Source organism: Paenibacillus ginsengarvi (assembly GCF_003626695.1).
Classification (GTDB): Bacteria; Bacillota; Bacilli; order Paenibacillales; family NBRC-103111; genus Paenibacillus_AB; species Paenibacillus_AB ginsengarvi.
The window spans coordinates 162,711-188,589 of the sequence record NZ_RBAH01000003.1; the positions used below are offsets into that span (position 1 = coordinate 162,711).

Genomic DNA, 25,879 nt, shown 5'->3' on the forward strand with positions numbered 1-25,879 from the left:
AAGAACGATCTTCTTCGCGTCCGCCCGCGGAACCGGCTACATATCCGTCCGTCTTACTTGCGGTTATTGAATCGATCGAGCGCCGCTTGACGGGCTTTGATCGCATCGTCGATACCCATGCTCTTGATTGTTTGTACGAATTTGTCGAAGTTGGCGATTGGTTCCGAACCCATGATGAACTTGTTGATCATTTCATCGCGATACGTTTTGACGTCGTTCATGATCGAAGACGTTTTGGAGCTTTCTTCAGCCGTCAGCGTAATCGGCGGCATGGTTTTCGAATGCTCCGCCTTCGCCCAAGTGAGTGCCGCTTCACGCTGCTCCGGCATCGTGAAATATTGCTCGATATAGCGCTTATCCTGAACGATCGGGCCGCTCCAGCTGGCGATGAAATATTTCGCCATCGCTTGCGTAATCGGCAGCTTATCCGGGTTGTTCATGATCAAATCGGTATATTTCGGATAGCCGTTCTCCATCTTGTAGCTTTCGCCTTCGATACCGAAGTTGAACAGCATATGTCCTTCTTGGCCGTATTTGTAATCGAGCCATTTGATGATCTGCTCCGGATTTTTCGCCGTAGCGGAGATCGCCGCGCCTACTCCCGTAAACGGCATCGTGTATTGGCCCAGCGGCTTGTCGCCGGCCTTCAGGCCCGGATAAGGAGCTCCTACGAGCTTGAAGCTCGGCGTTGTCGGCTGTGCCAGCGTCGTATAGCGGGAAATACCGCTGCCCGGATACGTGGACAACGAGCCGAGCTGGTTGTTCGTCACTTTGGCATCCTTCAGCTTCGCGTCGGTAGTCGCGTAATCTTTATCGATCAAACCGTCTTTATACCATTTGGCCATCGTAGTCAAAAACTCTTTGAACTGCGGCTCGATCGGGCCGTATTTGATTTTACCGTTCTCGTTGTAGAAGTCGGACGCAATGCCCCATGCTCCGAGGAACAGATGGTTCGTGTCCAGATCGGCAATCGAGAAGTAATAAGGAATTTCGTCTTTTTTGCCGTTGCCGTTCGGGTCCTGATCGCGGAATGCGGTCAATACCGTTTCCCAATCGGATATCGTTTGAGGCATCTTCAAATTCAATTTATCGAGCCAGTCTTTGCGCAGCACGGGCCCGTGAACGACTTTGAGCATTTCATCGCCGAGCAGGAACGGCATGACGTAAATGTTTCCTTCGTCCGTCGTAATCAGCTTGCGGAATTCCGGGTTATCCTTGAGCACTTTGCTCAAGTTAGGCGCATATTTGTCGATCAGCTCGTTCAGGCGAATAATGCGCTTCTCCTTAATTAAGCTGTCGGCGCCTTTCGGAGCGCTCGCCCACGTATATTCAATTACGTCCGGCAGCTTGCCGGAGGCGATCATCAGGTTGAATTGGTCTTTTTCTTGTCCTGTCGGCGGATGCTGGAACTCTACCTTCGTACCGGTTCTTTTCTCCAGCTCTTTATACGCAGCGATTTCACCGTAGCTTTTCATCGTAGCGCCCGCGTTTCCGTTTAAGCTGACCCAATACGTCAGCGAACCCGGATATTTCACATCGCCCGATGCTGCCGCTCCGCTCGTATTGCCCGGAGTCGTTCCCGCTTCTTTCTTCGGCTCTTCTTTACCGCCGCAGCCTGCAATCAGTACAGCCAGCATCGAAGTTGCGATTACAGAAGATGTAAGCATTTTCATATTTTTGACCATAACTTGATGACCCCTCCCGTTTCAATTCTGCTGCGAGTCGATCCCGCCCTTTAACTATAAAAAAAGCCGGGGAAGCTGCCTACCGTCCGTTTTTACAGACCGCAAACCGCGCTTCACATCCGGCATAAACCGATTTTCATCAGGGCGAACCGTTCTTCATATCGCCCGCTTGCAGCAACGTTTCCCGGTACTTGCCGGGGGTAATGCCTTCGATTTTTTTGAATACGCGAATGAATCCGATATCGGTCGCATACCCGACTTTTTGTGCGATTTGCAGTACGGTTTGTTCCGGATCGGCGAGCATTCGCTTCGCTTCCCGAATCCGTACCGCGAGCAAATAATCGGTTAAATTTTCGCCGTTCTGCTTTTTGAAGAAGCCGGACACATATTGCGGCGTCATCCCGAAAAAATCGGCGATCGAAGTAAGACTGAGCCCGTGATTGGCATAATGCTCGTCGATATATAACTTCAATTGGAGGCTGAGCCGTTCGCCTTGATCCGTTCTCGCCTCGCGGACGCTGGCGCAAACCGTCCGGCATAGCTCCTTCAGCTTGTGCAGCATCGATTCTACCGAGGAGCTGCCAGCAATGCTTTTGACCGGGTCGTGCGAGCCGAACAGCTGCTGCTCGTCGATTTTGAGCGCATTCAGCACTTTCAGTATCGTGCTGAGCAGGTCGAAGAACAAGCATTTACCCATTTCCGGAGTCATGCCGCGGGATACGATATTTTGCTCATACAGATCGTCGAGCAGCAGCTCGACACTGTTATAATCTCCACTTTTCACATAATTCATGAGCTGGGCTTCCGTTTCCATCGGGTAATGATAAAACGTTCCGCCTTTATCCTGGATAGCTTCAAAATGAACAAGCGAGCTGGCGCCGTGAATAATCCGGTAATCGAGCGCGTTCAGCGCCTCCTCGTAGCAGTTGCCCGTTTCCGCAAGGCCGTGCCGGATCGAGCTGACGCCGACAGCGATCTTCGTGCGGAATCGCCCCTCCGTCATCGCCTTTAGCTCCTCAATCAGCTCATCCCGCTCGCGCCGCGACTGTTCGGAGTCGTCCGGCAAGTTCAGCAGAAGCGCCAGCCGGTTGCGATCCGTCTCCATGACATAACCGCTCTCCCCAAGCAGCTCGCTGCTCAGATTGAACAACACGAAGCGCAGCAGCGCCCAATCGCGTTCGCTGTGGTCGGTCAAAAATCCGCTGCTCTCGTCAACCTCGATGAGCGCCACGCAGACGTACTCATGCTTGAAGGAAACTCCCATAAATTCAAGCGACTGCTCTTTCAGCGTCGCGAGGTCGGCCTGTCCCTTCAGCAGACGCGTCAAAAAGTACGTACGGACAACGGGAAGATGCCCTTCGAGCTTTTGTTTCAGCTCCTTCCCTTCGGCGAGCGACTCGGCGATCGACGATTTGATAAATTCGTATTCATTGACAAGCATCTTCTTGTCCGGCTTTTGACCGTTCATAATCGCAAGCATCATGTCGCGGATCGGGCTGTAGCTCCGGTTCGCCATCCAGTAGGCGACAATTGCGCCGAGCACGACGGCCAGTCCGAGCAGCGTAAGCGCCAGCGCTTTGATTTCGTTGACCCGCTCAAGCACAACCGACTCCGGAACGAGCGACACGTACTTCCAGCCGCCTTGACCGGTCGTGTGCGACACCATTTCCGTCCGATTGCCGATGCTGTACGACTGATACCCGCTGCGCGTAGCGATTTTATCGCTGAGTCCTTCAGGCAGACGAAAATTGCCGGTCGTCGACATGATGACTTGACCTTGGTCGTCGATAATGTACATCGAGCCGCTTCCCGCCCACTCGATCTGCTTCAACAAGTTATAGATTTGCTGGTCCTCGATGCTCATGACGAGAGTTCCCCATACGTTATTGCTTTCCCCCAGCGGCAAGGAGACAGCGCATTGGATGAAATTTTTGGACGACGAGACATCCCGGATCGCCGTAACGGGCCAGAACGTTTTGAAATGGTAGCCGGACAAAATCTCGTCCCTCACCTGCTGAAGGCTTTTATCGGCATACGGGTACAGCTGGGTGAAATAAGTAGTCGCATCCGTCTTGAACATCGGAGACAGGATGACGTCCCCTTTTCTTAAATGAATATATAAATCGCTCACGAAACCGGCGCCAGTGCGAATATTTTTGAGCGCCTTGAATGCCTCTTCGTATTGAATATATTTTTCTTCCTCCGGTATCGTCCAGAGCGTTTGCAGCTTCGGATGTGTCGCAACTTGAACGATTAGCTGGTCGACTTCCTGCATATTTTTGTCCATAATTTGTCGCACTTGCTCCAGCATCGCCAGATTGGAGCGGCTGGCGTTCCCTACCATCGTGTTCTCCATGTTCGTATACATAACGGCCGAGATGGACACCGGAATAAACAGAATGACAAAATAAGACAGGAGCAGCGTCAAAAATACACTTTTACGACGACGTATCATACTTTGACCTCCCCGGTCGAATATGGCAATGGTCTCCTTAATAGATGAAACCGCTTTCCGCACAAGGCGGCTTCAGCTTTAGGTTGCAGTTTATCATATTTCCTATCCGGCTTCAAACGGAACGAATGGTCCAAATGCTTACAAGCCGTTTCCGACTCTGAATAAAAAAAGCATCCGGCGATCGCATTAGATCGACGAATGCTTGTTTTTTCCAATTAAACTTTTTAAGGCTTCCAGAGCGTAGCGGCGATGTAGCAGGCTCCGCCAAGCTCGTCGTTGAAGTAATAAGCCGTTACGAGCGTGCCGTCCGGACGCAGCACAGTGCGCGGATAGCCGATATCGTGACTGCCGCCGTCCGAACGCAGGATGATTTCCTCGCCCCAGGTCGCCCCGTCATCTAGGCTAAGCTTGGCTCGGATTCCATACGGAGCGTCCCGGAACGCATACGTCATGCATAACCTGCCGTCATGCAGCCGGGTAAGCGTCGGCGGATTGCCGCCTCTCCCCGTCTCGGCCACAGGCCGATTTTTGTACGTCCAGGTCGCCCCGCCATCCGCCGATTCGTACAGATCGATCCAGTTGCCCGTTTTCTCATCCGCAGACGTTTGACGGTCGCGGGTGGCAACCAGGATACGTCCGTCCGCCAAACGGACGCTGGCCGGCATAATATTGAAGCCGTTGTCCCATTTCGGGCCGATCCAGGAGACGAACTCGATCGTTTTCCCGCCGTCTTCGGATTTCGCGCAAAACGTACGGCTGCCGTTTTCCGTTCCCTCGATCGTCGGAGCAGTCAGGAACAACAGGATTTCGTCGCGCCCTTGAACCAAATAATCGGTGCGCGCCGCAAGGCCGATCTGGCCCATCATCGGAATCTCATACGGCCCTTGCCAAGACTGGCAGCGATCCTGCGACACGTAGAACCAGGAGCTGGAGCCGGCGACCACGTCGTTCCTCGCACACATCAAGGCAAAATCCGGATGGGAAAAATCGATCGGCTCCTGCACGGGGGCCGGCTCGTTCTCCTGTTCTCCGGCTTCGCCGCCGCTGCCTAACGACGAATGCTCGCCTGCCGATAACCCCTGGTTGCCCGGCGTACGGACCGGGGTGACAACCGATTCCCAGCTTTCGCCGCCGTCCAGGCTGCGGGCCTGCATCGCTACGAGCGGCTTCGTCCGGTCGCGGGCATGAAAGCCGCCCTCGGTGTTATGATAACCGAGCGTAAACCCGACGACAATCTCATCGCCCCACGACCATATGCCGTAGTTGGCCGGCCAACCTGCGTACCGCCCCGCCTCTTTGTACACGATGACATGCTTCATGAATCGATTCCTCCATTCGGGCAGCCTATTTCCGGCAGCCCGTTTCGTTAAAGGTTGTCTTCAAACATAATTGAGGCCTTTCGTATATGGGAAGGGGACCGGAAAATAAGTCGAGACGGCGCTTCGCCACTGCTCATCAAGCGTAAGTTCTTTAGGTTCCTTGTCGAATAGCAGCGACACCAATTGTTCGCCATTACATAAGAGCGGCGAGCAATCGTCGGCGACAACCTCGAAGGTTCCGTCCGTGAGCGATCTTACGGCCGGAACGGTGCCGGGACTGCCGGAAATCTGTTCCCAGTAAGGCCGAAGCTGGCGGAACAGCTTCTCGACACAGGCAATATGAACGGTCCCCGAATTCGGCTCTTCCGCCCAGGCCGCTCCGGTCCCGCCAAGCAATCCCGCCATCTCCTCCTCATGCCACGAAATGCCGATCTCGAGCCGATCGGTCAGCTTGTGCGCCAGAGCGAAGCGCAGCAGAGAGCAGACGTCCTCCGCCCGGCCTCCCCACTCGATGACCGAGTCGGACCGTTTGACGGACTCTTCCCCGATGCGTCTTAGCCCCAGCACGCAAAAGGCGACTGCCTCTCCGTCCTTCTCGGCGATAATGGTAACCTGATCGAGCCGCTGCATAGAGGGGACGGCTCTGGCTTGATGCAGAAGCGCCATATCCCATACGCTTTGCTCGTAGTGGACCGGCTTCGCTGCGGACATATCTCCGAGTCGAAACCAGTCGGCCGCGTCCGCCGTCCGGCAGCTTATGCCGGAGCTCTCGCGCTTGGCGAGATGCGGCGTATGCTCCGGCAGCAGCGTGAACCTGCGAAACATCCCGAACGGATAGCAGCCGGCATTCGTATACAGGGAGCGCCCGCCGGATACAAGCAGCAAGGATGCGTCCGCCCGGCGAATATGCCGCTTGGCGAAGTCAAGAATGGAACTCGCAAGTCCTTTACCCCTGTAATCGGGATGCGTGCAGACCGCTCCGTAGGAGTAGACGTGAAGACGAGCTGCGCCTACGCGAACGACCGAGGGGACAAGGCCCGCGAACGAAACGAGTCGTCCGTCCGCGAAGCCTCCTGCCGCCTGCCCCAGACTTTTCGAGAAGACATTCGGCGAAGAAACCGAAAGCGAGGGACGATCGTCTCCCCGGAACGTGCCGTCGGCGAGGCGAATCGCTTCCTCCATCTCCCCTGCTGTCAATAAACGAACGTCCATGCCGCTCTATTCCTCCTTATTTCACCCGGCTCCATGCCTTGTTGTAAATATCCTCGATTTCGGCGGAGCCGCTCGCGATCACTTCTTTGGCAAAAGCGTCAAGCTCGCTGAGCGGACGGCTGCCGAGAATGAACTTGTCGATGTTTTGCGTGACGACCGTATCGACCTTCGTCGTGAGCTGCTTCAGCTTCTCGACCTCTTCGTCGTTAAACGGCGGATCGAGCGGCTTCTCGATCACTTCCTTGCGGTCCTTCTGCTGCTTGACCGCATCGGACCAGGTTTTCAGCTCCGGCGGCGAAATCGTCAGCATCGGCGTGTCGTCGGTGAACGTGCTGAACGCAAGCAGTCCGGTGCCGAGGAACGATTGCATCGCCCGGTACGGGTCCTGCTTATCCTTGAACTGATTCAGCAGGCTTTGGCTGATCGTGACTTTGTCTCCCGATCGGGTGAAGTGCTCGCCGGGCACGCCGAAGTTCGTAATGTCCGCGCCTTCGTCGGAGTACATCCAGTCGAACATTTTGACGACTTCTTCCGGATTTTTCACCTTGCTGCTGATCGCAAACGAGTTGAAGCTGGACGGATTGTCCATATAGTTGCGCTTGTTGCCCGACGCATCCTTAAACAGCGGCAGCATATCGAACTTCGCCTTCGGATTGACCTGCTGGAGCGCCGAGTTGTAGTTGACGGCAAACGTATAGTTGTCGTAGAAGAACAGCGATTTGCCCGAGCTCAGGTTTTGCTGCCACTGCTGGGCCGTCAAGTTCGTAAAGTTCGGGTCGAGCAGCTTCTCCTTGTACAATTTCGCCAGGAACGTAATCACTTCCTTGAACTCCGGATACGCCGGACCGTACAAATATTTATCCTTCTTCGGCTCGTAGTATATCGTATACCCGCTGCCGAACGCATAGGCGAGGAATCGCAAATTGTACGCGGAGCCGCTGCGCATCGTCCACGGATACGAGTCCGGATACGCCTTCTTGAACGCTTTCAGCACCTCGTACAGCTCCTCGAACGTTGTCGGCGTCTTCAGATTCAACTCCTGAAGCACGTCGGTACGAATCATCGGGAAGTTGCCGACGTTGGCTGCGGCCGATTTGCGGGCCATAATCAGGAAACCGTAGAAGTTGCCGTTCACCTTCAGTTTGTTCGCCTCAGGCTCGCTTTCCAGCCGCTTCTTGAAGTTCGGCGCATATTGATCGATCAGCGGAGACAGGTTGAGGAAAATGCCGGTGCCCGCATAGTTCGTAATGTCCGCCTTCGCTACATGAAGCACATCGGGAATATTGTTGGTGGCGATCATCGTTTTCTTCTTCGCGTCGTAGTCGCTGCTCGGAACGCCTTCCATGTTGATCTTGATGTTCGTTTTGGCCAGAATCTGCTTCAGTGCCGGGGAATCCTTCAATAAAGGCTGAATCGAGCTGTCGCTTCGCATCACCGTAATCGTTCTCGCCTCTGCGGTTTTGCCGGCATCGGCATTCGTTCCGGACGCCTTATCCGATCCTGTGGAGGAAGAGCAGGCCGACATAACGGCAACGGCGGGCAGCAGCACGCTCAGCGCCGCAGGCACATATTGTTTTTTCAGCTTCATAGGTTACCTAACACCCCTTCTAGGCTTCTAGTTCACATTATCCTTTCAACGAACCGACCATCGAGCCCTTGACGAAATATTTCTGCAGGAACGGGTACAGCACCAGAATCGGCAGGATGGCGATCATGACGACCGCGTATTTGATGTTCTGGTCGACGACCATTGTACCGACGACGCCGCTCATTTCCGTAGACTGGGCCGACGTATCGCCCTGAATGACGATATTCCGCAGGATGAGCTGGATCGGGAACTTGCTGCTTTCGTTCAAATAAATAAGCGCGGAGAAAAAGCTGTTCCAATGTCCCACGGCGTAAAACAACACCATCGTGGCGATAAGCGGCGCCGAGAGCGGAATGACGACTTTCCAAAATACTTTCAAATCGTTGGCTCCGTCGATATGCGCCGATTCGATCAGCGCTTCCGGGATCGCCTGGAAGAAGGTGCGCATCATGACCATATAAAACACATTAATAGCGGGAGGCAGCACGATCGCCCACACCGAGTTCAGCAGGCCGAGACTGTCCACGACCAAATAGCGCGGAATCATGCCCCCGTCAAAAAACATCGTAAATACGATCAGCATCGCAAATATATGTTTGCCGTAAAAATGATTGCGCGATAGCGGATAGGCGCATAACCCGGTCATGATCAGATTGATCGCCACGCCTAACGACGTATACAGCAGCGTATTTTGATAAGCCTGCACGATCGGCGCGCTGGAGAAAATGACTTCGTACGCCTTAAAGCTCAGCTGCACCGGATAAAAGCTGACCTCGCCCCGGGAAACCGGGCCTCCCGCGCTGATCGAGATGATCGCCATATAATAAAGCGGATACAGCATGAGAAAAACGACGCCGAGCATGATCAGACCATTGATGATATCGAATGGCGAAAATTTCCATTTACCGAAGCGAGATAGGATTGTTCCATCGCTTTTTACCATAAACTCGTCCCACCCAGCCATTTCGTGAACCGGTTCGCCCCTACTACGAGCACATAAGCTACGACCGATTGGAATACGCTTACCGCCGCAGCGAAGCTGAGGTCGCTTCCGAGCAGGCCCCTGCGGTATACGTAGGTTTGAATCACGTCGGCCGTCTCATAGGTCGCGCCGTTATAGAGCAGCAATATTTTTTCGTAGCCGACGGACAAGAAGTTGCCGATCGTCAGCAAGAACAAAATCGTAATCACCGGGAAAATACTCGGCAGCGTAACATGCAGCATCTGCTTCCACCGGTTCGCCCCGTCCATTCGGGCCGCCTCGTACAGCTGCGGGTCGACGCCCGTAAGTGCGGCCAAATAAATGATCGTTCCCCAGCCGACCTGCTGCCAGATGTCCGATGCGGTAAAAATCGTACGGAACCACGAAGGCTCGATCAGAAACTGGATCTGACTGCCGCCAAACCATTCGACCAGCCGGTTGAGCACCCCGTCGATCGCCAAAAAGTTGACGAGCATGCCGGAGATGACGACTGTGGACAAAAAGTGCGGCAAATAAGCGACCGACTGCACAAAACGTTTGAAAAACTTCAGCCGCAGCTCGTTCAGCAGCAGCGCCAAAATAATCGGCGCCGGAAAATTAAATACGAGGCCGTACAAATTGAGCATCAGCGTATTGCGGACCAGCTTCCAAAAATAAGGGTCGGATAAAAAAACCTGAAAATGCTTAAAGCCGACCCACGGGCTTTTGATAAAACCGCTGAACACGTTGTAATTCTGAAACGCGATGATGTTCCCGAAGATCGGGATGAAATGAAATAAAATGAAGTAAACCGCCGGCAAGGCAAACATGATGTACAAATATCGGCTTCTTCTCAGCTGCCTCCTCCAATGAGGAGTCGGTCGTATTTCTCCGGCATGTCGTATACTGTCCACCCGAAAGCCTCCAATCCAATTACTCGCACATGAGAATAGACAAGTTCCTTACTGGAGAACGTTATTCTCAAAATAACTGACAGTAGTTTCGTTCCCGCTCCTTTCCGTACCCGGGGTACCGTAATGCCTGCACCCCTAGATTAGCCGGAAACGCCTGAGCTTTACTACTGCCAGTAAGGAGCAATCGGTCTCAACTTTCCGTTTGTGCCCACAGTCTCATTTTCCGTCACGGTCTCATTTCGGCTCATTTTCCGCAACAGCGCCGTCCTGAAGCATTTTCCGGTAGTCCTGAGGGGAGATCCCTTCGTACTTTTTGAACAGGCGGAAAAAGGTGGACCGGCTCACGATGCCGACGCTTTCGGCAATTTCGTCGTTTTTCATCGTCGTCTCGCCAAGCAGCCGCTTCGCTTCGGCAATCCGTTTCATGCCGATATATTCGGTCATATTCATTCCGGTCGAATCTTTGAACAGCTTGGAGATGTATTTCGCCGACAAGTTCATTTCCGCGGCCACCGATTCCAGATACAGGTCGCTTCGGTAGTTGGCGTCGATGTACTCCGTTATTTTCATGACGATTTTGGCCGCTTTGTTATCCTCCTGGGTCGTGCCTGTCAGGACGATTTCCCGGCTGAAGCGGAGCAGCAGCTCCAGATGCTCTTGCAGGTCGAGAAGCTGGGACGACTTGCCAACCAAAATCTGATGGTCCTGTTCGGTGAGCAGCCGCTGCGGACTGATCCCTTTCTCGAGCAAATATTTGACGCCGATATGGTACAGCTCGACAAGCAGCAGGTTCATGTACCAATTGGAGGTGCCCATCTCCAGATTTAGCTCAACGATGCCGCGGATTTCCGCCTCCAGCACGTCCATATCGCCGCTGCGCAGACCGTTCAGCACCTTTCGTTCCTCGGCGAAGCCGAACCGGTAATATTGCCCGAGCGGAAAATTCGCGGCGTCGATCACTTGACAGTCCGCCGTTTCGTCGGCTTTTGCCAGCGCCATTCGCGAATCACCGTAAGATTTGGCCAAGTCGCCGATCTGGTCGTACACGTTGCCGATGCCGACCACCAGCCTGCAGTACTTCGTATCGTAGTCGAACGTTTCCAGCAGAGCGGCAAGCGCCTTATCGAGCGCGGAACGGTCCTCCGCCGTTTTCAAGTTGACCATAGCGGCGTACAAATTTTTTTGTACATCGATGACGTAGGCGGGTACGTGCCGCTGGAGAATGCCCTGAACGATTTTTTTCATATTTTCCAAAATGACGAGCCGGTCCGTGTCCTGAATATCCTTATAAAATGACTCCTTGAACTGAAACTTGATGCAAGCGCATATATAACGCCCATTCTCGAAGCCGATCTCCTGCATCAGCGCCTCATGCTTGTTCAGCGGATTCCCGTTCAGCACGTAGGTGAACGCATTGTCCAGAAACTCTCCGGAAAACTTCTCCCGGCGATGCTGCGCGTCGAGCAGGTTGCGGATCGGATTGTACAGCTTGTTGCTGAACACAAAAGAGAACAAGACGCCGAGCACGGTCAGAAAAACCGACATCCATACGATCAACGACAAAATCCCGCTCGCCAGCTTCGTATATTCGCTAGTCGGCGTGATCGAGTAATAATACCAGCCGTATTCCGATCGGTTCACGGTCACGACGGAACGCTGCTTATCCAGCTTCAACTCGGCATAACCGGAAGTCCGGTCGCCCATCGCCTCGAGCAACTGACTCGAAACGCTCGGCTGCGTCGCTTCGGGCGAGCCCGTCACCACCTCGCGGTTCTGATCCAATACGAGGAAGGCGCTGGAGTCGACAACACGGTTCTGAACGAGAAACTGATTCAGCTTGGAAGCCGATACGGTAGCGACGAAGACGACCCGGTTGCCAGCCACATATTGCGAGAGCACGAACGGGATGACCGGCTCGCTGCCTTCCTTGAACCATTTGCTGACAGCCGTCGGCTCCAGCACGCGAAATGAAAAATCGCTCTTCAGCATCTCCGCCCAGAACGTCTCGCCGTACCGGTCGAACTTGCTGAACTGTGTGAAGAAAGAATGGAAGCTTTCGATCCCGTCGCTTTTGTACACCCAATCGTCATCGGTGAAAACGAACAGATCGTCGATGTAAGGGCTTACGATATTGCGATTGGACGAGAGCCACTTGATAATGCTCGGCACCTTCTCTTTTTCGTCCGTGCTCTGCTGCTCGTACGGAACCAGGTAGCGCTGAACCGTATCGTTCATCAGTACGTTCATGCCGGTTTGCTCCGTCGTCCGCAAAATATTGTCGATCGCCTTGGACGAGGAGATCAGGTTCGCTCCGATTTTATCGATCGTCTGCTGCTTGAACACCGCCAGATTGGCCACATAAATGCCGGAGCCGATTATCAGCGTAGGGACAAGCAGGAACAGAAAGTATGACAATATGCGAAAATAGAGCCTATTGGTGCCTGCCGGATAGGACCATTTGTCCGCGCTCATGCTGTATGACCCACCTCTTCTTGGTGCTCTTCCCTTTGTTTTCATTTATTGTACCAGCACGGCCGCTTGAAGGATAGGGCATAGTTTCTGGGCGTGTACGAACAGCGCCCGCCTCAGCCAATTATTGATTATTCATGTCGATGTGGCTTACAATTTACCCTTAAGATATTTGAGACTCACCTGAAAGGAACGATGAAACAGGTTATGGGAATCCGGGTCTTCAGTATCATTATCGTTGTGTTCCTTGCTGTTATCCTCACAACTTCGCTGGCTACAACCAGAGGAAACTTAACTTTAGGTAAACAGCACATCATCGGCTTAGAAATAGGGGCCAAGTTTGATCAAACCGAATATGCTCTTCGTTATGGTGAGCCAGTTGTAATCGGAAATATAGGTAACAGAAAAAAATATACATTCATACATTCGCTGGGATTAGTTGTGAGTGAAATCGGAACCCTATCATCCATCTCTATACAAGGCGAAGACAGCGAATTCACAACTGAAAAGGGTATCAGACCAGGTGATAGTGTTGAAAAAGTGATTGAGAATTATGGGGCTCCTCGTAAACAGTATTCCGATCAAGGTGCCCAGGTCAAAGTGTATAGAGATCGAAAAAATAAACTATCTCTGGAGTTTTGGACAGTTGAAAACAAGGTACATACTATACGATTAAAAGATACGTCTGAATAAACATAATTGGATTACTATCTAGGTGTCCCGCATAAGGCGAAAAAGCAACCACGGAAGGCCCGTGGTTGCTATTCATCACTCACATCTTATCCCAGCTTGAAACCGCGAATCGCAACCACGCCGCAGCGGGCGATCGGGTCACCCGGGCGGTGCGGCCACAGGCTGGTCGGCTTATTCAGGTCGGTCGTCATTTCGCCCGGATGCTGCACCGACAAGAACAGCGTGTTCTCGTCTGGCGTGAAGAACGGGCCGGTCAGTTCGCTCTCTACCGGGGCCGATGCGAATTGCAGCGCTTCGGCTTTGGCCGGGCCGTGGGTAGGGACGACGAACAATCCATTATTTTGAAACGTTTTGTACACGCCCTTATTATGGCTGCTCGACGAAATATCCGTAACGACCCACAAGTTGCCGCTCGAGTCGAACGCCAAATTGTCAGGCGAGCTGAACCCCGATTGACGCCCACCGGCGATGAAAATTTCGAAGTCGAACTCAGTGGCGCCAAGATCGTTATCCTTCTCGAAAATGCGGGTAATATGACCGTGGATGTTGCCGTGCGAATCATTGTTCGTATGGCTGATGAACACCGTGTTGTCGAACGGCGATATTTCGATGTCCTCCGGTCTGTCGGTCGGCGTGCCGCCTACGATCAGCGCGGCTTCATGGCAATTCGTGACAACGTCGCCCTGGCTGCCGAATCTCGCCAGCAGCTCGTCGCGCGTTCCTTTGACGCCTGCCGGAGCCTTGAAGTCGGATTTGGCGAGCAGCTTGGATACCGCCTCGTACGTGACAGGCGCCCATTTGCCCGACTTCAGATTGGCCACATACAATGTGCCGTCCTCCAGCAGCGCGGAATTGGCCCGGCCCTTGGATGCCTCATACTTGCCTGCGCTGACGAACTTATACACGCACGCATCCTTCTTGTCGTCGCCCATATAAACGACGATGCGTCCGTCCGCCGTCAAACCCATCGCCGTATTCTCATGATTAAACCGTCCGAGCGCCGTATGCTTCTTCAAATAGCTGCCGTCGAACGGATCGATCTCCACGACCCAGCCGTAATGGGTAAGCGGCAGGCCTGCACGTTCGGCCGTTTCCGAGAAGTTTTCCTCGCAGGACAGCACCGTTTTCCAGAACGTAACGCCGCCCGAGCAGTTCGCGAACGTGCCTTTCGCTTGGGTCGCATAACCGACGACCGCGCTCCCTCTGGCCGGTCCAGTCAGCTCGAAAGGCGTTGAGCCGTGAATGCGGCGGGCGTGCTTCGAGCTTGTATCCATTTTCCAGACGCCATCCGTATCCTGGTAAATCTCGATGACGGACATGCCTTGATAATACAAATCCTTCTGAATCTGCTCCTGTGTCCATTTCCCGTTCTCGGCAATCGGTCCGATCGAAAAAATATTCGTATATTCATGGTTGTTCACGAGCAGGCCATGCGTATTCGAGCCGTTAATCGGGAAGAAGGCGTTGTAGTCCGAGCCTTGTCCGAACTTCTCGCCCGCCTCGTTGATGACATCGTCGAACGCGGCTACGACGTCGTATTGGTACCCTTTGGGCAGCAGCAGCAAATCTTCCTTCGACGGTTCGATCGGCTCGAAGTATCCGCTTACTTTGTTCGTCTCGAAACCGAACAGATGATCGGCTGTAGGCGACATGGCCGATGCCTTACCCTCGAGAATGCCGAGCCCTGCGGAAGCGGCGGCAAGCGCGGCCGCCCCCGTGCCCATGAACGATAAAAAGGTACGCCGGTTCATATTCTTCCCCACGAAACATTCCTCCTGACACCATTGTTATGACGTTAACGATACAGGAGAAGTGTCATCGCAATATTTCGGGTATTTGAAGATGTTGTTAAGGCGTGCTCCGTCACTCCGGATGGTTATGGGTCGCATTTCCGATTGCAAACGGTGTCGTAACGCCTTCGTACGCCAGATGCATCGTCATCCCGACGGCCGCATGCTGCAGGTTATGGCAATGATCCATCCAGATGCCGGGGTTATCGGCGCGGAACGCCACCTCGTACGTCTCCCCCGGGGAAACGTCAAGCGTGTCGGACCACCAGGGACTTCCGGTCACGGGCTCCCCGTTGCGCGAAAGCACCAGCATATGGTGACCGTGCAAATGCATCGGATGATCGACCGATCCGCGATTGACGATTACGGTTTTGACCAAATCCCCCTCGCGGACGACAAACATCGGCGTGTTCGGAAACACCTCTCCGTTAATCGTATACAGCGACTGGAATTCCCCGTTGTAAAAGCCAAGCTTGTTGTCCAAAATCATCGTAAACTCACGGTCGAACTTGCTGTCAGCATCAAACGGCGTCTGCGCGGGGCGCCCATAGCTTTCCGGCTCGAAGGGCACCGTGGCCGGCAAAGTAGGCAATTCCCCCTCTCCGTTCGAACTCATGAAGATCCCGAGCTTCTTCTTCGGATTGCCAATGCTCAGGTAAACCGGCCCGTCTGGCATCGTAAACGTCACATCGTACCGCCCACCTGTCGTCAGCGCGAGCTCGGTATCGCGCAGGCTGCCGGGTTCGTTCAAGTCGGTTCCGTCGATGGCGGCAACCCGAAACTCGGTGCCGGTCAGCACATAGGTTTGGCGCACCCAGTTGTCCGTATTGATCAGCCTTAGCCGTACAGGGGTTCCTGGCGCAATCGCCATACGCTGGAGCGTATCCGACGCACCGATTGCAAACCCCGCGCCTTCCCATACATGAGTTATAACTGTGATGTCTTTCTCTCCTGCGGTGGACGGCTGCCTCGGCTCTACGACAAGCGCTCCGAACAGCCCTTTCTCGACGGCTTCCTTCGAGTTTTGATGCGAATGATACCAGAACGTGCCTACCTGCTCCGCCACGAACCGGTACGTGTACGTTTCTCCGGGCATAACTGCGTTTTGTGTCGCTCCGGCTACGCCGTCCTCCGCGTTCGGAACGTCCAGCCCATGCCAATGAATCGTGACGCCGCCGTCGATATTTTCATTTTTGAGCGTAACCTCGACGAGCTCGCCTTCTTTCATCCGCAGCTCGGGTCCCGGTATTTGCCCGTTATACGTCCAGGCTTGCACCGTTTTGCCGGAAGCGAGCCGCACCTCCTTTTTTTCCGCGGTCAGCGTGTACCGCCGATCCGGCTCGCCGAATCGGGGGCCGCTCAGAGCGGTGACCGGTATGGCGGCGCTGCTGGGCGAAAAGGCCGTCTGAACACCGCCGTGACCGGCATGGCCGGCGTGCGCTCCGCCTGAGGGAATCGCTCCTCTGCCATAGTCGGGCTCGCCCGCCATCATATCCATTTCGTCCGGCAGATGGCTGCTGCTGAGCGCCATTTGACCGAGCGGCCATGCTACGAGCGCACAAACGGCCAAAACCGCCAGGTTGCGGAGCACGCGAACCGCCCAATAACGCGTCCAGAACGAAGCGCCCTGACGCCCTGCCTTATGCAAGCGGCGAGCGTGAAGCCACCATAACAAGGCCGACAGCAGCACGAACATGGCGACCGGAATCGCAATCGGCAGCATTTCGAACGGTATCGGCGGCACTAAGGCAAAATAAAACGTGGTCAGCGCCCCAAGCGCGGACATGTGAAACGGCACGATCAGCCCGGGCTGAGCGGCCTGCACTAGCAGCTCGGGACCGGCCGGTTCCTCCCCGCCCCCCTTAACGGCTATGCAGAGCCGAATCAGCTTCGGCAAAGAAACAATAAAAAGCAATAACAGCGGAACGGCTGTAAGCTGACTGTGCAGCAATACCCGGTCCAGCCAAAATAGCGGGTCATACGTAACCGCCATATACGCGCTCAGGCCAATGACCGCTCCGGCGCTCAGCATTACGGCTCCCAACCAGATCAGCAGACCGCGGGCTCCCCGGCGCATCTGCTTGACGGATTTGCTGAATAGTAGTTTGGATGCCTTGGCTCCCGCCAGCCAAGAGACAAGCAGCAGCACAAACACCGCTGCATACTCCGTTATAACGACAATACTATACATGCTAGATCCTCCTCGAACCTTACTTGGCGTCTACATTGTACACCCGTGCAGAAGGCCGCCGACACGGTCGCAAGGATGGATGGCCGCCAGTCTTCGGTCGGGGATGCCTTTCCGGCTGTGACTGGTCTAAACACAAATAAGAAGCGGCCCTATGCACCTTGGCATGAGCCGCTTCTTCAGCAACATTTAGATTAAGATACTACGGGCATAACCGCGCTGTTTTCGCCTTCGCTATTCTCGGCCATTCTGCGCACGACCAGACGGGAAACCCGCATATGGTCGACCTCGTCTACGGTCAGCTCGTATTCCTTAAAGTATACTTTCTGGTTTTTCTTCGGCGGGATTTCCACTTGCGAGTACACCCAGCCGCCAATCGTATCGTAATCATCCGTTTCGATATCCAGCCCGAAGTAGTCGTTGAACTCTTCAATATGGAGAAGACCGTCTACGGAATGAGTATATTCGTCTTTTTTCTCGATGGTGGACCGCTCTTCGTCGTCAAACTCGTCGTGAATTTCCCCGACCAGCTCTTCCAGAATGTCTTCCATCGTCACAAGTCCCGACGTGCCGCCGTATTCGTCGATGAGCAGAGCCACCTCGGTACGTTTCTTCTGCATCATCTTCAGCAGCGCACTAATCGGCATCGATTCCGGGATGCTCATAATCGGGCGAATGATCGAACGGATGTTGTCGATGCCTTCCCGCGATTTGAACAAGTCCTTAATGTGAATGAAGCCGATAATGTTGTCTTTGTCCGGGTCGCATACCGGATAACGCGTACGCATCTCCGTTGTCGCGATTTCCATGTTTTCTTCGAACGTACGATCGGCATACAAACATGCCAGCTCCGTGCGGGGAATCATGATTTCGCGCGCCACGGTTTCGGTAAATTCGAAGACGTTATCGACAAGCGTCAGCTCCGTGTTGTCGATCAAGCCGCTTTTGTGGCTTTCTTTTACAAGCAGACGGATTTCTTCCTCCGTATGCACGGCGTCATGCTCGGCCTCCGGCTCCACGCCGGATTTGCGGAGCATCCAGTTGGACGCGCCGTTCAGTACCCAGATGAACGGGTACATGATTTTGAAAAAAACCATCATCGGAATGGCCGACCATAACGTCACCGCTTCGGATTTCCGAATGGCGTACGTTTTCGGCACTTGTTCGCCGATCGTAATGTGAAAGGCGGTAACGATAGTAAAACCGATAATAAAGGCAATAATATGAATGAAACTTTGCGGCATGCCGACCTTCGTTAACAGCGGCTCGATAATTCTGGCGATCGTGGGTTCCCCGAGCCATCCGAGCACTAGTGACGTCAGCGTAATTCCTAACTGGCAAGCGGATAAATAAGCGTTCATATTGCCAAGAATCCGGCTTGCGAATTTCGCCCTAATATTCCCTTCCAGGGCCAAAGCATCGATACGGCTGCTTCTCGCTTTCACCATGGCAAATTCTACAGCCACAAAAAAACCGTTCAGAAGCACCAAAACTAACGCCAAGGACAAATTAAGGATTATCGGACCAGGGTCACCTTCCAAATAAGCTCCTACCCGCCTTCTTAAGACGGACAGGTTCACCTCCCAATAGGTTAAGTAGAACCATTATACTATTCATTATATAGAAACATCAGTAAAGATCAAAGTCCGCACGGGGTCTTATTAAGTCATATCCGAACAAAAATTCAGATAATTCGCCGAAAACAGTTTATTATTTAACCTTTATTCGTTTTTGCTTATATTCCTCAAGCTTGCTTTGTTATAACGCGGGCCTGCCGCTGAGCCAGAGCGGCGGCAATGAGTGCTCGGTCGCCGTTTCCAAGCTGTAGCTATTTCTACGTCAAAGCTGCGGGCCGTAAATCAGAAAAGCTTATAGAACCAGCCACAAGCAGGTCCAACAATAGTCAGAGCAGGATGGAGGCCACTAACGACATGAACCAGCCAGCCATATGGACGGAGCGATTCAAGCAATATGTGCTCAACAACCGATTCGTGTTAAGTTTGCTCGTTTTGCTGCTGATCGGTCTCAACATTCGCGTCTTTTCTACGGTATCCTATATATTTCTGCCGGTTATCGCACTGGTCAAGACCGTCTTCCTGCCCGTTCTGCTAACCGGCGTCGTTTATTATTTGCTCAATCCGATCGTCGATTGGCTGGAACGAAAGGGGATGCGCCGTTCCGCTTCCATCGCCTTGCTGTATATGCTGATCGCGGGCTTGATCGCTCTGCTCATCACAATCGTTGTACCGTTTATACGAGCCCAAATCGAAAGCCTGCTCGAAAATTTCCCGAGATACAGCAAGCAGGTAGAGCAGCAGTTAGCGGAAATCGTCGGCAGCGGCTTGTTCGAAAGGCTGCAGCAAACGTTCAGCTTCGAGCCTGCCGATTATGTGCAAAAGCTGTTCGGCCAGCTATCCAATTGGCTCAGCAACGCCTGGACCAGCATAGGAGCGTTCGTCGGAGCCGTTACGGAAATCGTTTTATCGGTCGTTATAGTGCCGCTTATTTTGTTTTATTTGCTGCGAGACGGACGGCGGCTGCCCCACTATATCGCCAAATTCATCCCTACCCGCCTCCGCGAACAGTCGCTTGAAGTCATGTCGGAAATGAACCGCCAGATCAGCTCCTACATACGCGGTCAAATTATCGTCAGCTTCTGCATCGGCATGCTGCTCTACATCGGCTACCTCGTCATCGGACTCGATTATTCCCTTGTGCTCGCCATATTCGCGGCATGCACAAGCGTTGTACCGTACCTCGGCCCGGTCATCGCGATTACGCCGGCGCTTATAATCGCCATCGTCACTTCGCCGATCATGCTGCTGAAGATGGTCATCGTCTGGACGATCGTGCAGTTGGTTGAGGGGAAGTTCATCTCGCCGCAAATCATGGGCAAAAATTTGCATATTCACCCGATCACGATCCTGTTCGTTATCTTGACGGCAGGGAAGCTGTTCGGCATCGTCGGCATCATTCTGGCCATCCCCGGCTACGCCGTTCTCAAGGTAATCGTGGTCCATCTGTTCGAGTGGCTGCGGAAGCGATCCCGTCTATACGAGACGCCAGTGTCCCCCAAGGAGTAAATTAAGTCCCCCTGCGCAGACCCAGGCCGCTTATACCGCCGCACCGCCGGTCGCGGCCGCAGCCGCCGGCATCCCGCCCTCGCGAATCATAGCGGCCGGATACTGATACGCCTGCGGATCTCTTTCGCACAAACGAACCCAGGCGTCTACGCAGACCGGATCGAAGTGTTTCCCTTTCTGTTCCTGTAAAAAAGCCAGCGCTTCGCTATGCGAGCGCGCCTGCCGGTACGAACGGTTCGACGTAAGCGCGTCATACACATCCGCTACCGCGACGATGCGGGCAAGCCGCGGAATCCGTTCCCCTTGCAGCCGGTCGGGATAACCGCTACCGTCCCAACGCTCATGGTGGGAACGGATAATGTCCAGCTCCTCCTTCATAAAGCCGAGACTCCGGCACAATTCGTAGCCTTTGACCGGATGCTGCTCGATAACGAGGCGTTCTTCGTCGGTCAGTTTGCCCGGCTTGTTTAAGATCGAGTCCGGCACGTTGATTTTGCCGACATCGTGAACGATTGCCCCTTGCGCCAGAGCGCGCAGCTGCTCGGGAGTCGCTTGCAGCTCCTCTGCCAGACGGAGCGCATACATCGTAACGCGGAAATTGTGCCCGGCCGTATAAGGATCCTTCGTCTCCGTAGCGAGTATGAGCGCTTTCACGCTGGGCGAAATGCTATTCGTAATCCGTTCGATCGGGTCCCGCGTAAACAGCGCCTTAAGCGCTCCGACGATCGATTTATTGGAGGCGTACTGCATAATAAGGCCGATCAGCATGACAAGCATCGATATGAGCAGCAGGTAGTGGTAGATCCACCAGCTAAGCATCCACGTTTTGCCGGACACCATGATGACTTGGGCCGCTATTTGCAAAGCGCAGCTGTACACGATCGACAGTTGAAGCGGGAAACGGGAATACCGGTACGACTGGTAGTAACGGTACATCGTAAAAAAATGAAGCCCCATCGTAATGACAACCACAACCGACTTGATCGGATTGCGATTCCACGGCACAATGTCGACTATGCTCGGAAATACGATGCCGACGAGAGCGAACAAACCGAGCGAGACCGTCCAGATCGGCACAAGCGAGTTTTTCCAGCGAGATAGGCTCAGCACGAGCGGATGGTCGGATGACAGCGATGACAGCGCCAGCCAGACAGCGGCGAGAAATACGCTTAGCTGCGCGGCTATGCCCGTTAAAGAAGAGGGCCCCATCACGAAGCCCGGCGTGGAGAAGCCGTGCACGGCAAACATTTCGGCCAGCGATATGAAGGCCAGCGACAAACAGCTGACCTCGATATTGCGCAGCCGGCTCCCGGCTACGCCTGCCAGGATTGCAATCACCGTAGAGAGCGCAGCAACCGAGCTGACGATGTAGAAATGACCGCTCGGATGGCGGAGCATCGTGTCCATCGACGACCATGAGGTCATAAGCTCGAAGAGCAGCAGCGGAATGGCTGCGGCAAGCAAGGGTCCGGCGAAAGCATGGAATTTCATAGGTCTATCCCCTTATCCGTTCTGGATACATATACCTATTTTAACACACCCTTCGGGCAATATGGCTAGTGGCGCAGCGCCTCAAACCCATGAAAGTTGTTACATTTTCACCAGCACGCGCCCCTGGAGTTCGCCTCGCAAAATAGCCGCAAGCGGCTCCTCCACCCTATCCAGGCCTACTTCGGCAGCGACCAGCTTCTCGTACCCGCCGGCAGGCCTCCACTCGCGTGATAGCCGCTCCCAGATGCGAACTCGCATGTCGTGCGGGCACTGCACCGAATCGATGCCGATCAAGCTAACGCCTCGCAAAATAAACGGGAATACGGATGCCGCAAAGCTCGCGCCGCCGGCCATGCCGCTGACCGCAACCGCGCCGCCGTAGCGCACAGCGCCCAGCATGCCGGCGAGCCCCGCACCGCCTACCGGGTCGACGGCGCCCGCCCAGCGCTCCTTTTGCAGGGGCCTCTGCGCGTCGCCGGCGAGCTCCTCCCGGCTCAGCACGCTGGCAGCGCCCAGCTCGCGCAAATAGGCGGCAGCGGCAGGCTTGCCGCTCCCAGCGGCAACTTCGTAGCCGAGCGAAGCCAGCAGCGCCACCGCCATGCTGCCAACGCCGCCTGTCGCCCCGGCTACCGCTACGGGCCCACTTCCCGGCAGCACGCCGTGAGCCTGCAGCCGCTCGATCGAAAGCGCCGCCGTAAAGCCGGCCGTCCCAACAATCATCGCCTCCCGCAGGCTAAGCCCTTCCGGCAGCGGCACGACCCAATCCCCGGGCACACACGCCAGCTCGCTGTAGCCGCCTTCGTGCGAAACGCCGAGGCCGTAGCCCGTCACAAGCACTCGGTCGCCTTCGCGGAATCGTTCATCTCGGGAGCGTACGACAGTGCCGGACAGATCGATGCCGGGGATGAACGGGTAACGGGAGACGATTTTTCCATCCGGCCTGACGGCCAGCCCGTCCTTATAGTTAACGCCGGAATACGCTACTCGGATTGTCACTTCGTCCTGCGGCAGCATTTTTTCCGTAATGGTCCGGACCTGCGTGAAGCAGCGATCCCCCTCCTTGTCCACGAACAACGCGCGAAACGATTTCATCCTCTGTACTCCTCCCGTTATTTGGTTTCCAGGGAAGCGGTCGCCGCATCGATCAGCGCGTCGAAGAAGTCGTCGTCCTGCTCCAGCCGCAGCTCCGCTTTCTCAATGTCCGCTTCGCGGCCCGATTCCTTGGTGAAGCTTAGACTGTAATCCCAATCTCTGCCATTCTTGCTGTGCAGCGTGACCTCATAGGCCGACTGATGCCCCTCCAGCGTAAATCCAACCTGTCCCGAATAACCTGCTTCCTTGCTGTGGGTCATTGCGGCGCTCATAATCGTCCAATCCATCGTTTGTTCTCCTCCATGTTAGGAATAAAGTATGCTGCAATGTGAACAAAAACAGGGGTCCCGAAGCCGCCGCTCCGGTTCCCCTCCTTATACAAGCAGAGTTCAGTCGAACGTAATCGAACGGAACGCCTGCTCCAGCCTGCTTGCGTTGCTCTCCGTATGGGAGGCATCCTCGAGCCGCATCGTAACTGTGTAAACGATATTGCCTTTGGCAAACACATAAACCCTCTCTTCGTACGGGTCCTTTTTCTTCTTGTACGTCACTTGGAACGCTTTGCCCGGCATATCGAATATCGTTTCGTCCATCGACTCGTAGAGGAACAACGGATCGTTTTCCGAGCTTTTTTTGTACGATTGTTCGAGATTTTTGACCACGTCGTCAAAGCGGCCGCGATCGTCGGCGCTGATCTGGAATTTGCCCCCGGTAAACAGGAAGGTGGCCTCGGGGCGATCCTCCTTGGCGAAGTAGCCGGACAAATACTCCCACGTCTCCGGTACTTGCACCGAGTATTTGTATTTGGCATTGCGCACGGTTAACTTCCGGTTCGGATCGAGCAGCTCGCTTTCGTCCTGAATGACGCCCAGGCTCGAGTTCATCGCCTCTTTGGATAGCGACAGCGACTTGACGAGCTTACGCAGGAAGCTCTGCATCTCGTCTCCCTCGTTTTTCTCGTCGTACGAGACGGCAATCTCGTACTTATACTTATCCTTGATGAAATAGATCGAGTGAAGGTATTCCCACGCCTCGCCCTGGTACGCGCCGAACCTGGCCTGCTTCGCCGGAATGCCCCCTGCCAGCTCCAGCTCGTGCCACGAGCCTGCCTCGCGGCTGCTCTCCACATATTGGTCCTCGAACTGCTTTTGTTCCCGCTCGGTCCAAGCATCCAGCGTATCGCCCGAAGAAGCGGACGTAACCTTTACGGTTACCTGCACCGTCTCGTCCTTATTTAAGTAGGTCGGCAGATCGGCATATTCGGATTCGGTCCAATCAGCTGGAAGCTCAAGCGTCAAGCCGTATTCGTTCGTATAAGGCACGTCTCCTTCTTTATAGATGGAGATGTCCTTCAGCGCCTCGTCCTTCGTATCGAACGTCAGCCGGAAGCTGTCCAGCAGATCAGCATACATATTATGCTTGAAGCTGTTTTTGTAGTTCTCTTCATTTTGCACGTACAGCAGTAAATAATACACTTTATCGCCCTTCAGGAAAGCGCGGGTCTGGTAGTACGAGCCTTCTGTCGTCTTGCCGACGACTTTGGCGTAAGAAGAATCCCCCTGCTCGACATAACGCTTTTCCAGCAAAATGTCGCCGGACCGCTCCACCGCCTTGCGGATCAAGCCGACCGGAGACAAATCCTCGCTCATCCGCTCCTCCACAGACACGCTCAGAGCGAACTCGCTCTTGGAATCGGCAAACAGAACCGTATTGCCCTCGTCCGACTGCCGCGCCTTGATGAGCCCGGCCGGGTATTTGAGCGACCAGCCGAAATGGCTGTCACCGATCCGCGTCTTGCCCCGGTCGGAGTCGATATAGGAGCCGTCCGATGTTTTCACCCAGCCTTCGCCTGAGCCTTCCTCCTCACCGAGCACGACCTTGCGCGTAACGGTCTGGCCGCCGGATTTCAGCGTAATTTGGACCGACTGCTTGGGCAAATAGTTTTTCATCAGCTCATTGAACTGGATCGTCGTCTTTACGCTGGCCTGATCGAACTTCAGCAGCGTATCCCCCTGCTTGATGCCGGCAACCGCCGCCGGCGAATCGGGATCGACGTAGGCTACCCGCAGCTCTTCCTCTGTGGGCAGCCCGACTACTGCTTCCCAGCTCTCTTCAAGCTCCACGCCGAGGTAAGGGCGCATCACTTTGCCGTATGTAAAAAAATGATGGAGCACGTACTGCACCGTATCGACCGGGATCGCAAACCCCAGACTGTCGATCGAGCTGTCGACAAACTTCATCGTATTGATGCCGACGACTTGCCCCTTCCGGTTGACGAGCGCTCCGCCGCTGTTGCCCGGATTGATTGCCGCGTCCGTTTGCAGCAGCTGGTACTTCGATTGCACCGCCCGCTCCAGACCGCTTATGATGCCCACCGTGACCGAATTGCGCAGCGCGAACGAAATCGGCGTACCGATCGCCATCACCGTTTCGCCGACCAGCACATCGCTCGGCTTGGCGAACTCGGCCGCCTTCAGGCCGGCAGCCTCGATTTTGACGAGCGCCAGATCGCTTTCCTCGTCATAATGCGTTGTCTTCCCCGGGTAAGAGGTCCCGTCCGATGTGACGACTACAATATTGCTCATATTTTTGACGACATGAGCATTCGTAATGATGTAGCCGTCCGCTCGGACGACAACCCCGGTGCCGTGCGCCAAATCAAACCGGTTCGATGGCTTGCCTGCGTCCTCCGCAGGCTTCCCGATGATCGCGACGACCGATGCCGTAACCTGCTTGACGACGTCGGAAATTTCCCCTGAGCCAGCAGCGGCCGCCCGTGCCGGAGCCGCCCAGCCGAACGCCCCGATCAGGGCTGCCGCAAGCAGCAGCGCGAGCATCTTGCCCGGTATCGTTCCCCTTTTCATGAATCTGCTCCCTCTCCCCATATACGATGGAACCAGCTGCCCGGTCCTCGGATTCTGTCATTCTTCTTGAATCTA

17 protein-coding genes are annotated in these 25,879 nt (G+C 54.5%); 2 read left to right on the top strand and 15 right to left on the bottom strand.

The window, feature by feature from the left end; genetic code table 11:
- Positions 1-53: 53 nt before the first annotated feature.
- From D7M11_RS05700 to D7M11_RS05735, 8 genes are all read right to left on the bottom strand, one after another.
- Entirely contained in the window at positions 54-1,685 is a 1,632-nt protein-coding gene (locus tag D7M11_RS05700; protein WP_120746198.1) for an extracellular solute-binding protein, read from the bottom strand.
- 139 nt (positions 1,686-1,824) lie between these two features.
- Positions 1,825-4,140, bottom strand: coding sequence for a helix-turn-helix domain-containing protein (locus tag D7M11_RS05705; protein WP_120746199.1), 2,316 nt, complete (start codon positions 4,138-4,140; stop codon positions 1,825-1,827).
- 224 nt (positions 4,141-4,364) lie between these two features.
- Positions 4,365-5,459: a sialidase family protein gene (locus tag D7M11_RS05710; protein ID WP_120746200.1), complete on the bottom strand. Its 1,095-nt coding sequence runs from the start codon at positions 5,457-5,459 to the stop codon at positions 4,365-4,367.
- Between the two features lie 60 nt (positions 5,460-5,519).
- On the bottom strand, positions 5,520-6,671 hold the full coding sequence (locus D7M11_RS05715; protein WP_120746201.1) for a GNAT family N-acetyltransferase: 1,152 nt from the start codon (positions 6,669-6,671) through the stop codon (positions 5,520-5,522).
- Between the two features lie 16 nt (positions 6,672-6,687).
- Positions 6,688-8,259 (bottom strand): extracellular solute-binding protein, encoded by a 1,572-nt coding sequence (locus D7M11_RS05720; protein WP_120746202.1) that lies wholly within the window; start codon positions 8,257-8,259, stop codon positions 6,688-6,690.
- A gap of 37 nt (positions 8,260-8,296) precedes the next feature.
- The gene (locus tag D7M11_RS05725) at positions 8,297-9,202 is read right to left on the bottom strand and encodes a carbohydrate ABC transporter permease (protein WP_120746203.1); all 906 of its coding nucleotides are present in this window, start codon (positions 9,200-9,202) and stop codon (positions 8,297-8,299) included.
- Complete coding sequence (locus D7M11_RS05730) at positions 9,196-10,134, bottom strand: ABC transporter permease (RefSeq protein WP_240040968.1); 939 nt, start codon at positions 10,132-10,134, stop codon at positions 9,196-9,198. Before D7M11_RS05730 ends, D7M11_RS05725 begins: the two co-directional genes overlap by 7 nt.
- A gap of 234 nt (positions 10,135-10,368) precedes the next feature.
- On the bottom strand, positions 10,369-12,606 hold the full coding sequence (locus tag D7M11_RS05735; RefSeq protein ID WP_158606475.1) for a helix-turn-helix domain-containing protein: 2,238 nt from the start codon (positions 12,604-12,606) through the stop codon (positions 10,369-10,371).
- 93 nt (positions 12,607-12,699) lie between these two features.
- Between D7M11_RS05735 and D7M11_RS05740 the strand changes: the two genes are divergently transcribed.
- Positions 12,700-13,296, top strand: a complete 597-nt coding sequence (locus D7M11_RS05740) for a hypothetical protein (RefSeq protein WP_193556122.1) — start codon at positions 12,700-12,702, stop codon at positions 13,294-13,296.
- Between the two features lie 86 nt (positions 13,297-13,382).
- Here D7M11_RS05740 and D7M11_RS05745 read toward each other — a convergent pair whose 3' ends face one another.
- From D7M11_RS05745 to D7M11_RS05755, 3 genes are all read right to left on the bottom strand, one after another.
- Positions 13,383-15,047, bottom strand: a complete 1,665-nt coding sequence (locus D7M11_RS05745) for a PhoX family protein (protein ID WP_120746396.1) — start codon at positions 15,045-15,047, stop codon at positions 13,383-13,385.
- A gap of 112 nt (positions 15,048-15,159) precedes the next feature.
- A complete protein-coding gene (locus D7M11_RS05750) occupies positions 15,160-17,277 on the bottom strand; it encodes a multicopper oxidase family protein (RefSeq protein WP_120746207.1) in 2,118 nt (705 codons plus the stop codon).
- A 191-nt stretch (positions 17,278-17,468) separates the two neighbouring features.
- Positions 17,469-18,776: a hemolysin family protein gene (locus D7M11_RS05755; RefSeq protein WP_240040969.1), complete on the bottom strand. Its 1,308-nt coding sequence runs from the start codon at positions 18,774-18,776 to the stop codon at positions 17,469-17,471.
- Positions 18,777-19,205: 429 nt separating this feature from the next.
- Here D7M11_RS05755 and D7M11_RS05760 point away from each other — a divergent pair, with 429 nt between their 5' ends.
- Positions 19,206-20,357, top strand: a complete 1,152-nt coding sequence (locus D7M11_RS05760) for an AI-2E family transporter (RefSeq protein ID WP_120746208.1) — start codon at positions 19,206-19,208, stop codon at positions 20,355-20,357.
- A 30-nt stretch (positions 20,358-20,387) separates the two neighbouring features.
- Here the strand turns inward: D7M11_RS05760 and D7M11_RS05765 are convergent, their stop codons facing one another.
- From D7M11_RS05765 to D7M11_RS05780, 4 genes are all read right to left on the bottom strand, one after another.
- Positions 20,388-21,848, bottom strand: a complete 1,461-nt coding sequence (locus D7M11_RS05765; protein WP_120746209.1) for an HD-GYP domain-containing protein — start codon at positions 21,846-21,848, stop codon at positions 20,388-20,390.
- Positions 21,849-21,947: 99 nt separating this feature from the next.
- Positions 21,948-22,940 (bottom strand): acrylyl-CoA reductase family protein, encoded by a 993-nt coding sequence (locus D7M11_RS05770; RefSeq protein WP_120746210.1) that lies wholly within the window; start codon positions 22,938-22,940, stop codon positions 21,948-21,950.
- A 17-nt stretch (positions 22,941-22,957) separates the two neighbouring features.
- Complete coding sequence (locus D7M11_RS05775) at positions 22,958-23,227, bottom strand: hypothetical protein (RefSeq protein ID WP_120746211.1); 270 nt, start codon at positions 23,225-23,227, stop codon at positions 22,958-22,960.
- A gap of 102 nt (positions 23,228-23,329) precedes the next feature.
- Positions 23,330-25,804: a S1C family serine protease gene (locus tag D7M11_RS05780; RefSeq protein WP_240040970.1), complete on the bottom strand. Its 2,475-nt coding sequence runs from the start codon at positions 25,802-25,804 to the stop codon at positions 23,330-23,332.
- Between the last annotated feature and the right edge of the window lie 75 nt (positions 25,805-25,879).

Coding starts and splice junctions, on each gene's coding strand:
- D7M11_RS05745 (WP_120746396.1), bottom strand. CDS start 15,047: ATGAACCGGCGTACCTTTTTATCGTTCATGGGCACGGGGGCGGCCGCG.
- D7M11_RS05780 (WP_240040970.1), bottom strand. CDS start 25,804: ATGAAAAGGGGAACGATACCGGGCAAGATGCTCGCGCTGCTGCTTGCG.
- D7M11_RS05715 (WP_120746201.1), bottom strand. CDS start 6,671: ATGGACGTTCGTTTATTGACAGCAGGGGAGATGGAGGAAGCGATTCGC.
- D7M11_RS05710 (WP_120746200.1), bottom strand. CDS start 5,459: ATGAAGCATGTCATCGTGTACAAAGAGGCGGGGCGGTACGCAGGTTGG.
- D7M11_RS05725 (WP_120746203.1), bottom strand. CDS start 9,202: ATGGTAAAAAGCGATGGAACAATCCTATCTCGCTTCGGTAAATGGAAA.
- D7M11_RS05750 (WP_120746207.1), bottom strand. CDS start 17,277: ATGTATAGTATTGTCGTTATAACGGAGTATGCAGCGGTGTTTGTGCTG.
- D7M11_RS05770 (WP_120746210.1), bottom strand. CDS start 22,940: ATGAAATCGTTTCGCGCGTTGTTCGTGGACAAGGAGGGGGATCGCTGC.
- D7M11_RS05720 (WP_120746202.1), bottom strand. CDS start 8,259: ATGAAGCTGAAAAAACAATATGTGCCTGCGGCGCTGAGCGTGCTGCTG.
- D7M11_RS05735 (WP_158606475.1), bottom strand. CDS start 12,606: ATGAGCGCGGACAAATGGTCCTATCCGGCAGGCACCAATAGGCTCTAT.
- D7M11_RS05705 (WP_120746199.1), bottom strand. CDS start 4,140: ATGATACGTCGTCGTAAAAGTGTATTTTTGACGCTGCTCCTGTCTTAT.
- D7M11_RS05700 (WP_120746198.1), bottom strand. CDS start 1,685: ATGGTCAAAAATATGAAAATGCTTACATCTTCTGTAATCGCAACTTCG.
- D7M11_RS05765 (WP_120746209.1), bottom strand. CDS start 21,848: ATGAAATTCCATGCTTTCGCCGGACCCTTGCTTGCCGCAGCCATTCCG.
- D7M11_RS05775 (WP_120746211.1), bottom strand. CDS start 23,227: ATGGATTGGACGATTATGAGCGCCGCAATGACCCACAGCAAGGAAGCA.
- D7M11_RS05760 (WP_120746208.1), top strand. CDS start 19,206: ATGAACCAGCCAGCCATATGGACGGAGCGATTCAAGCAATATGTGCTC.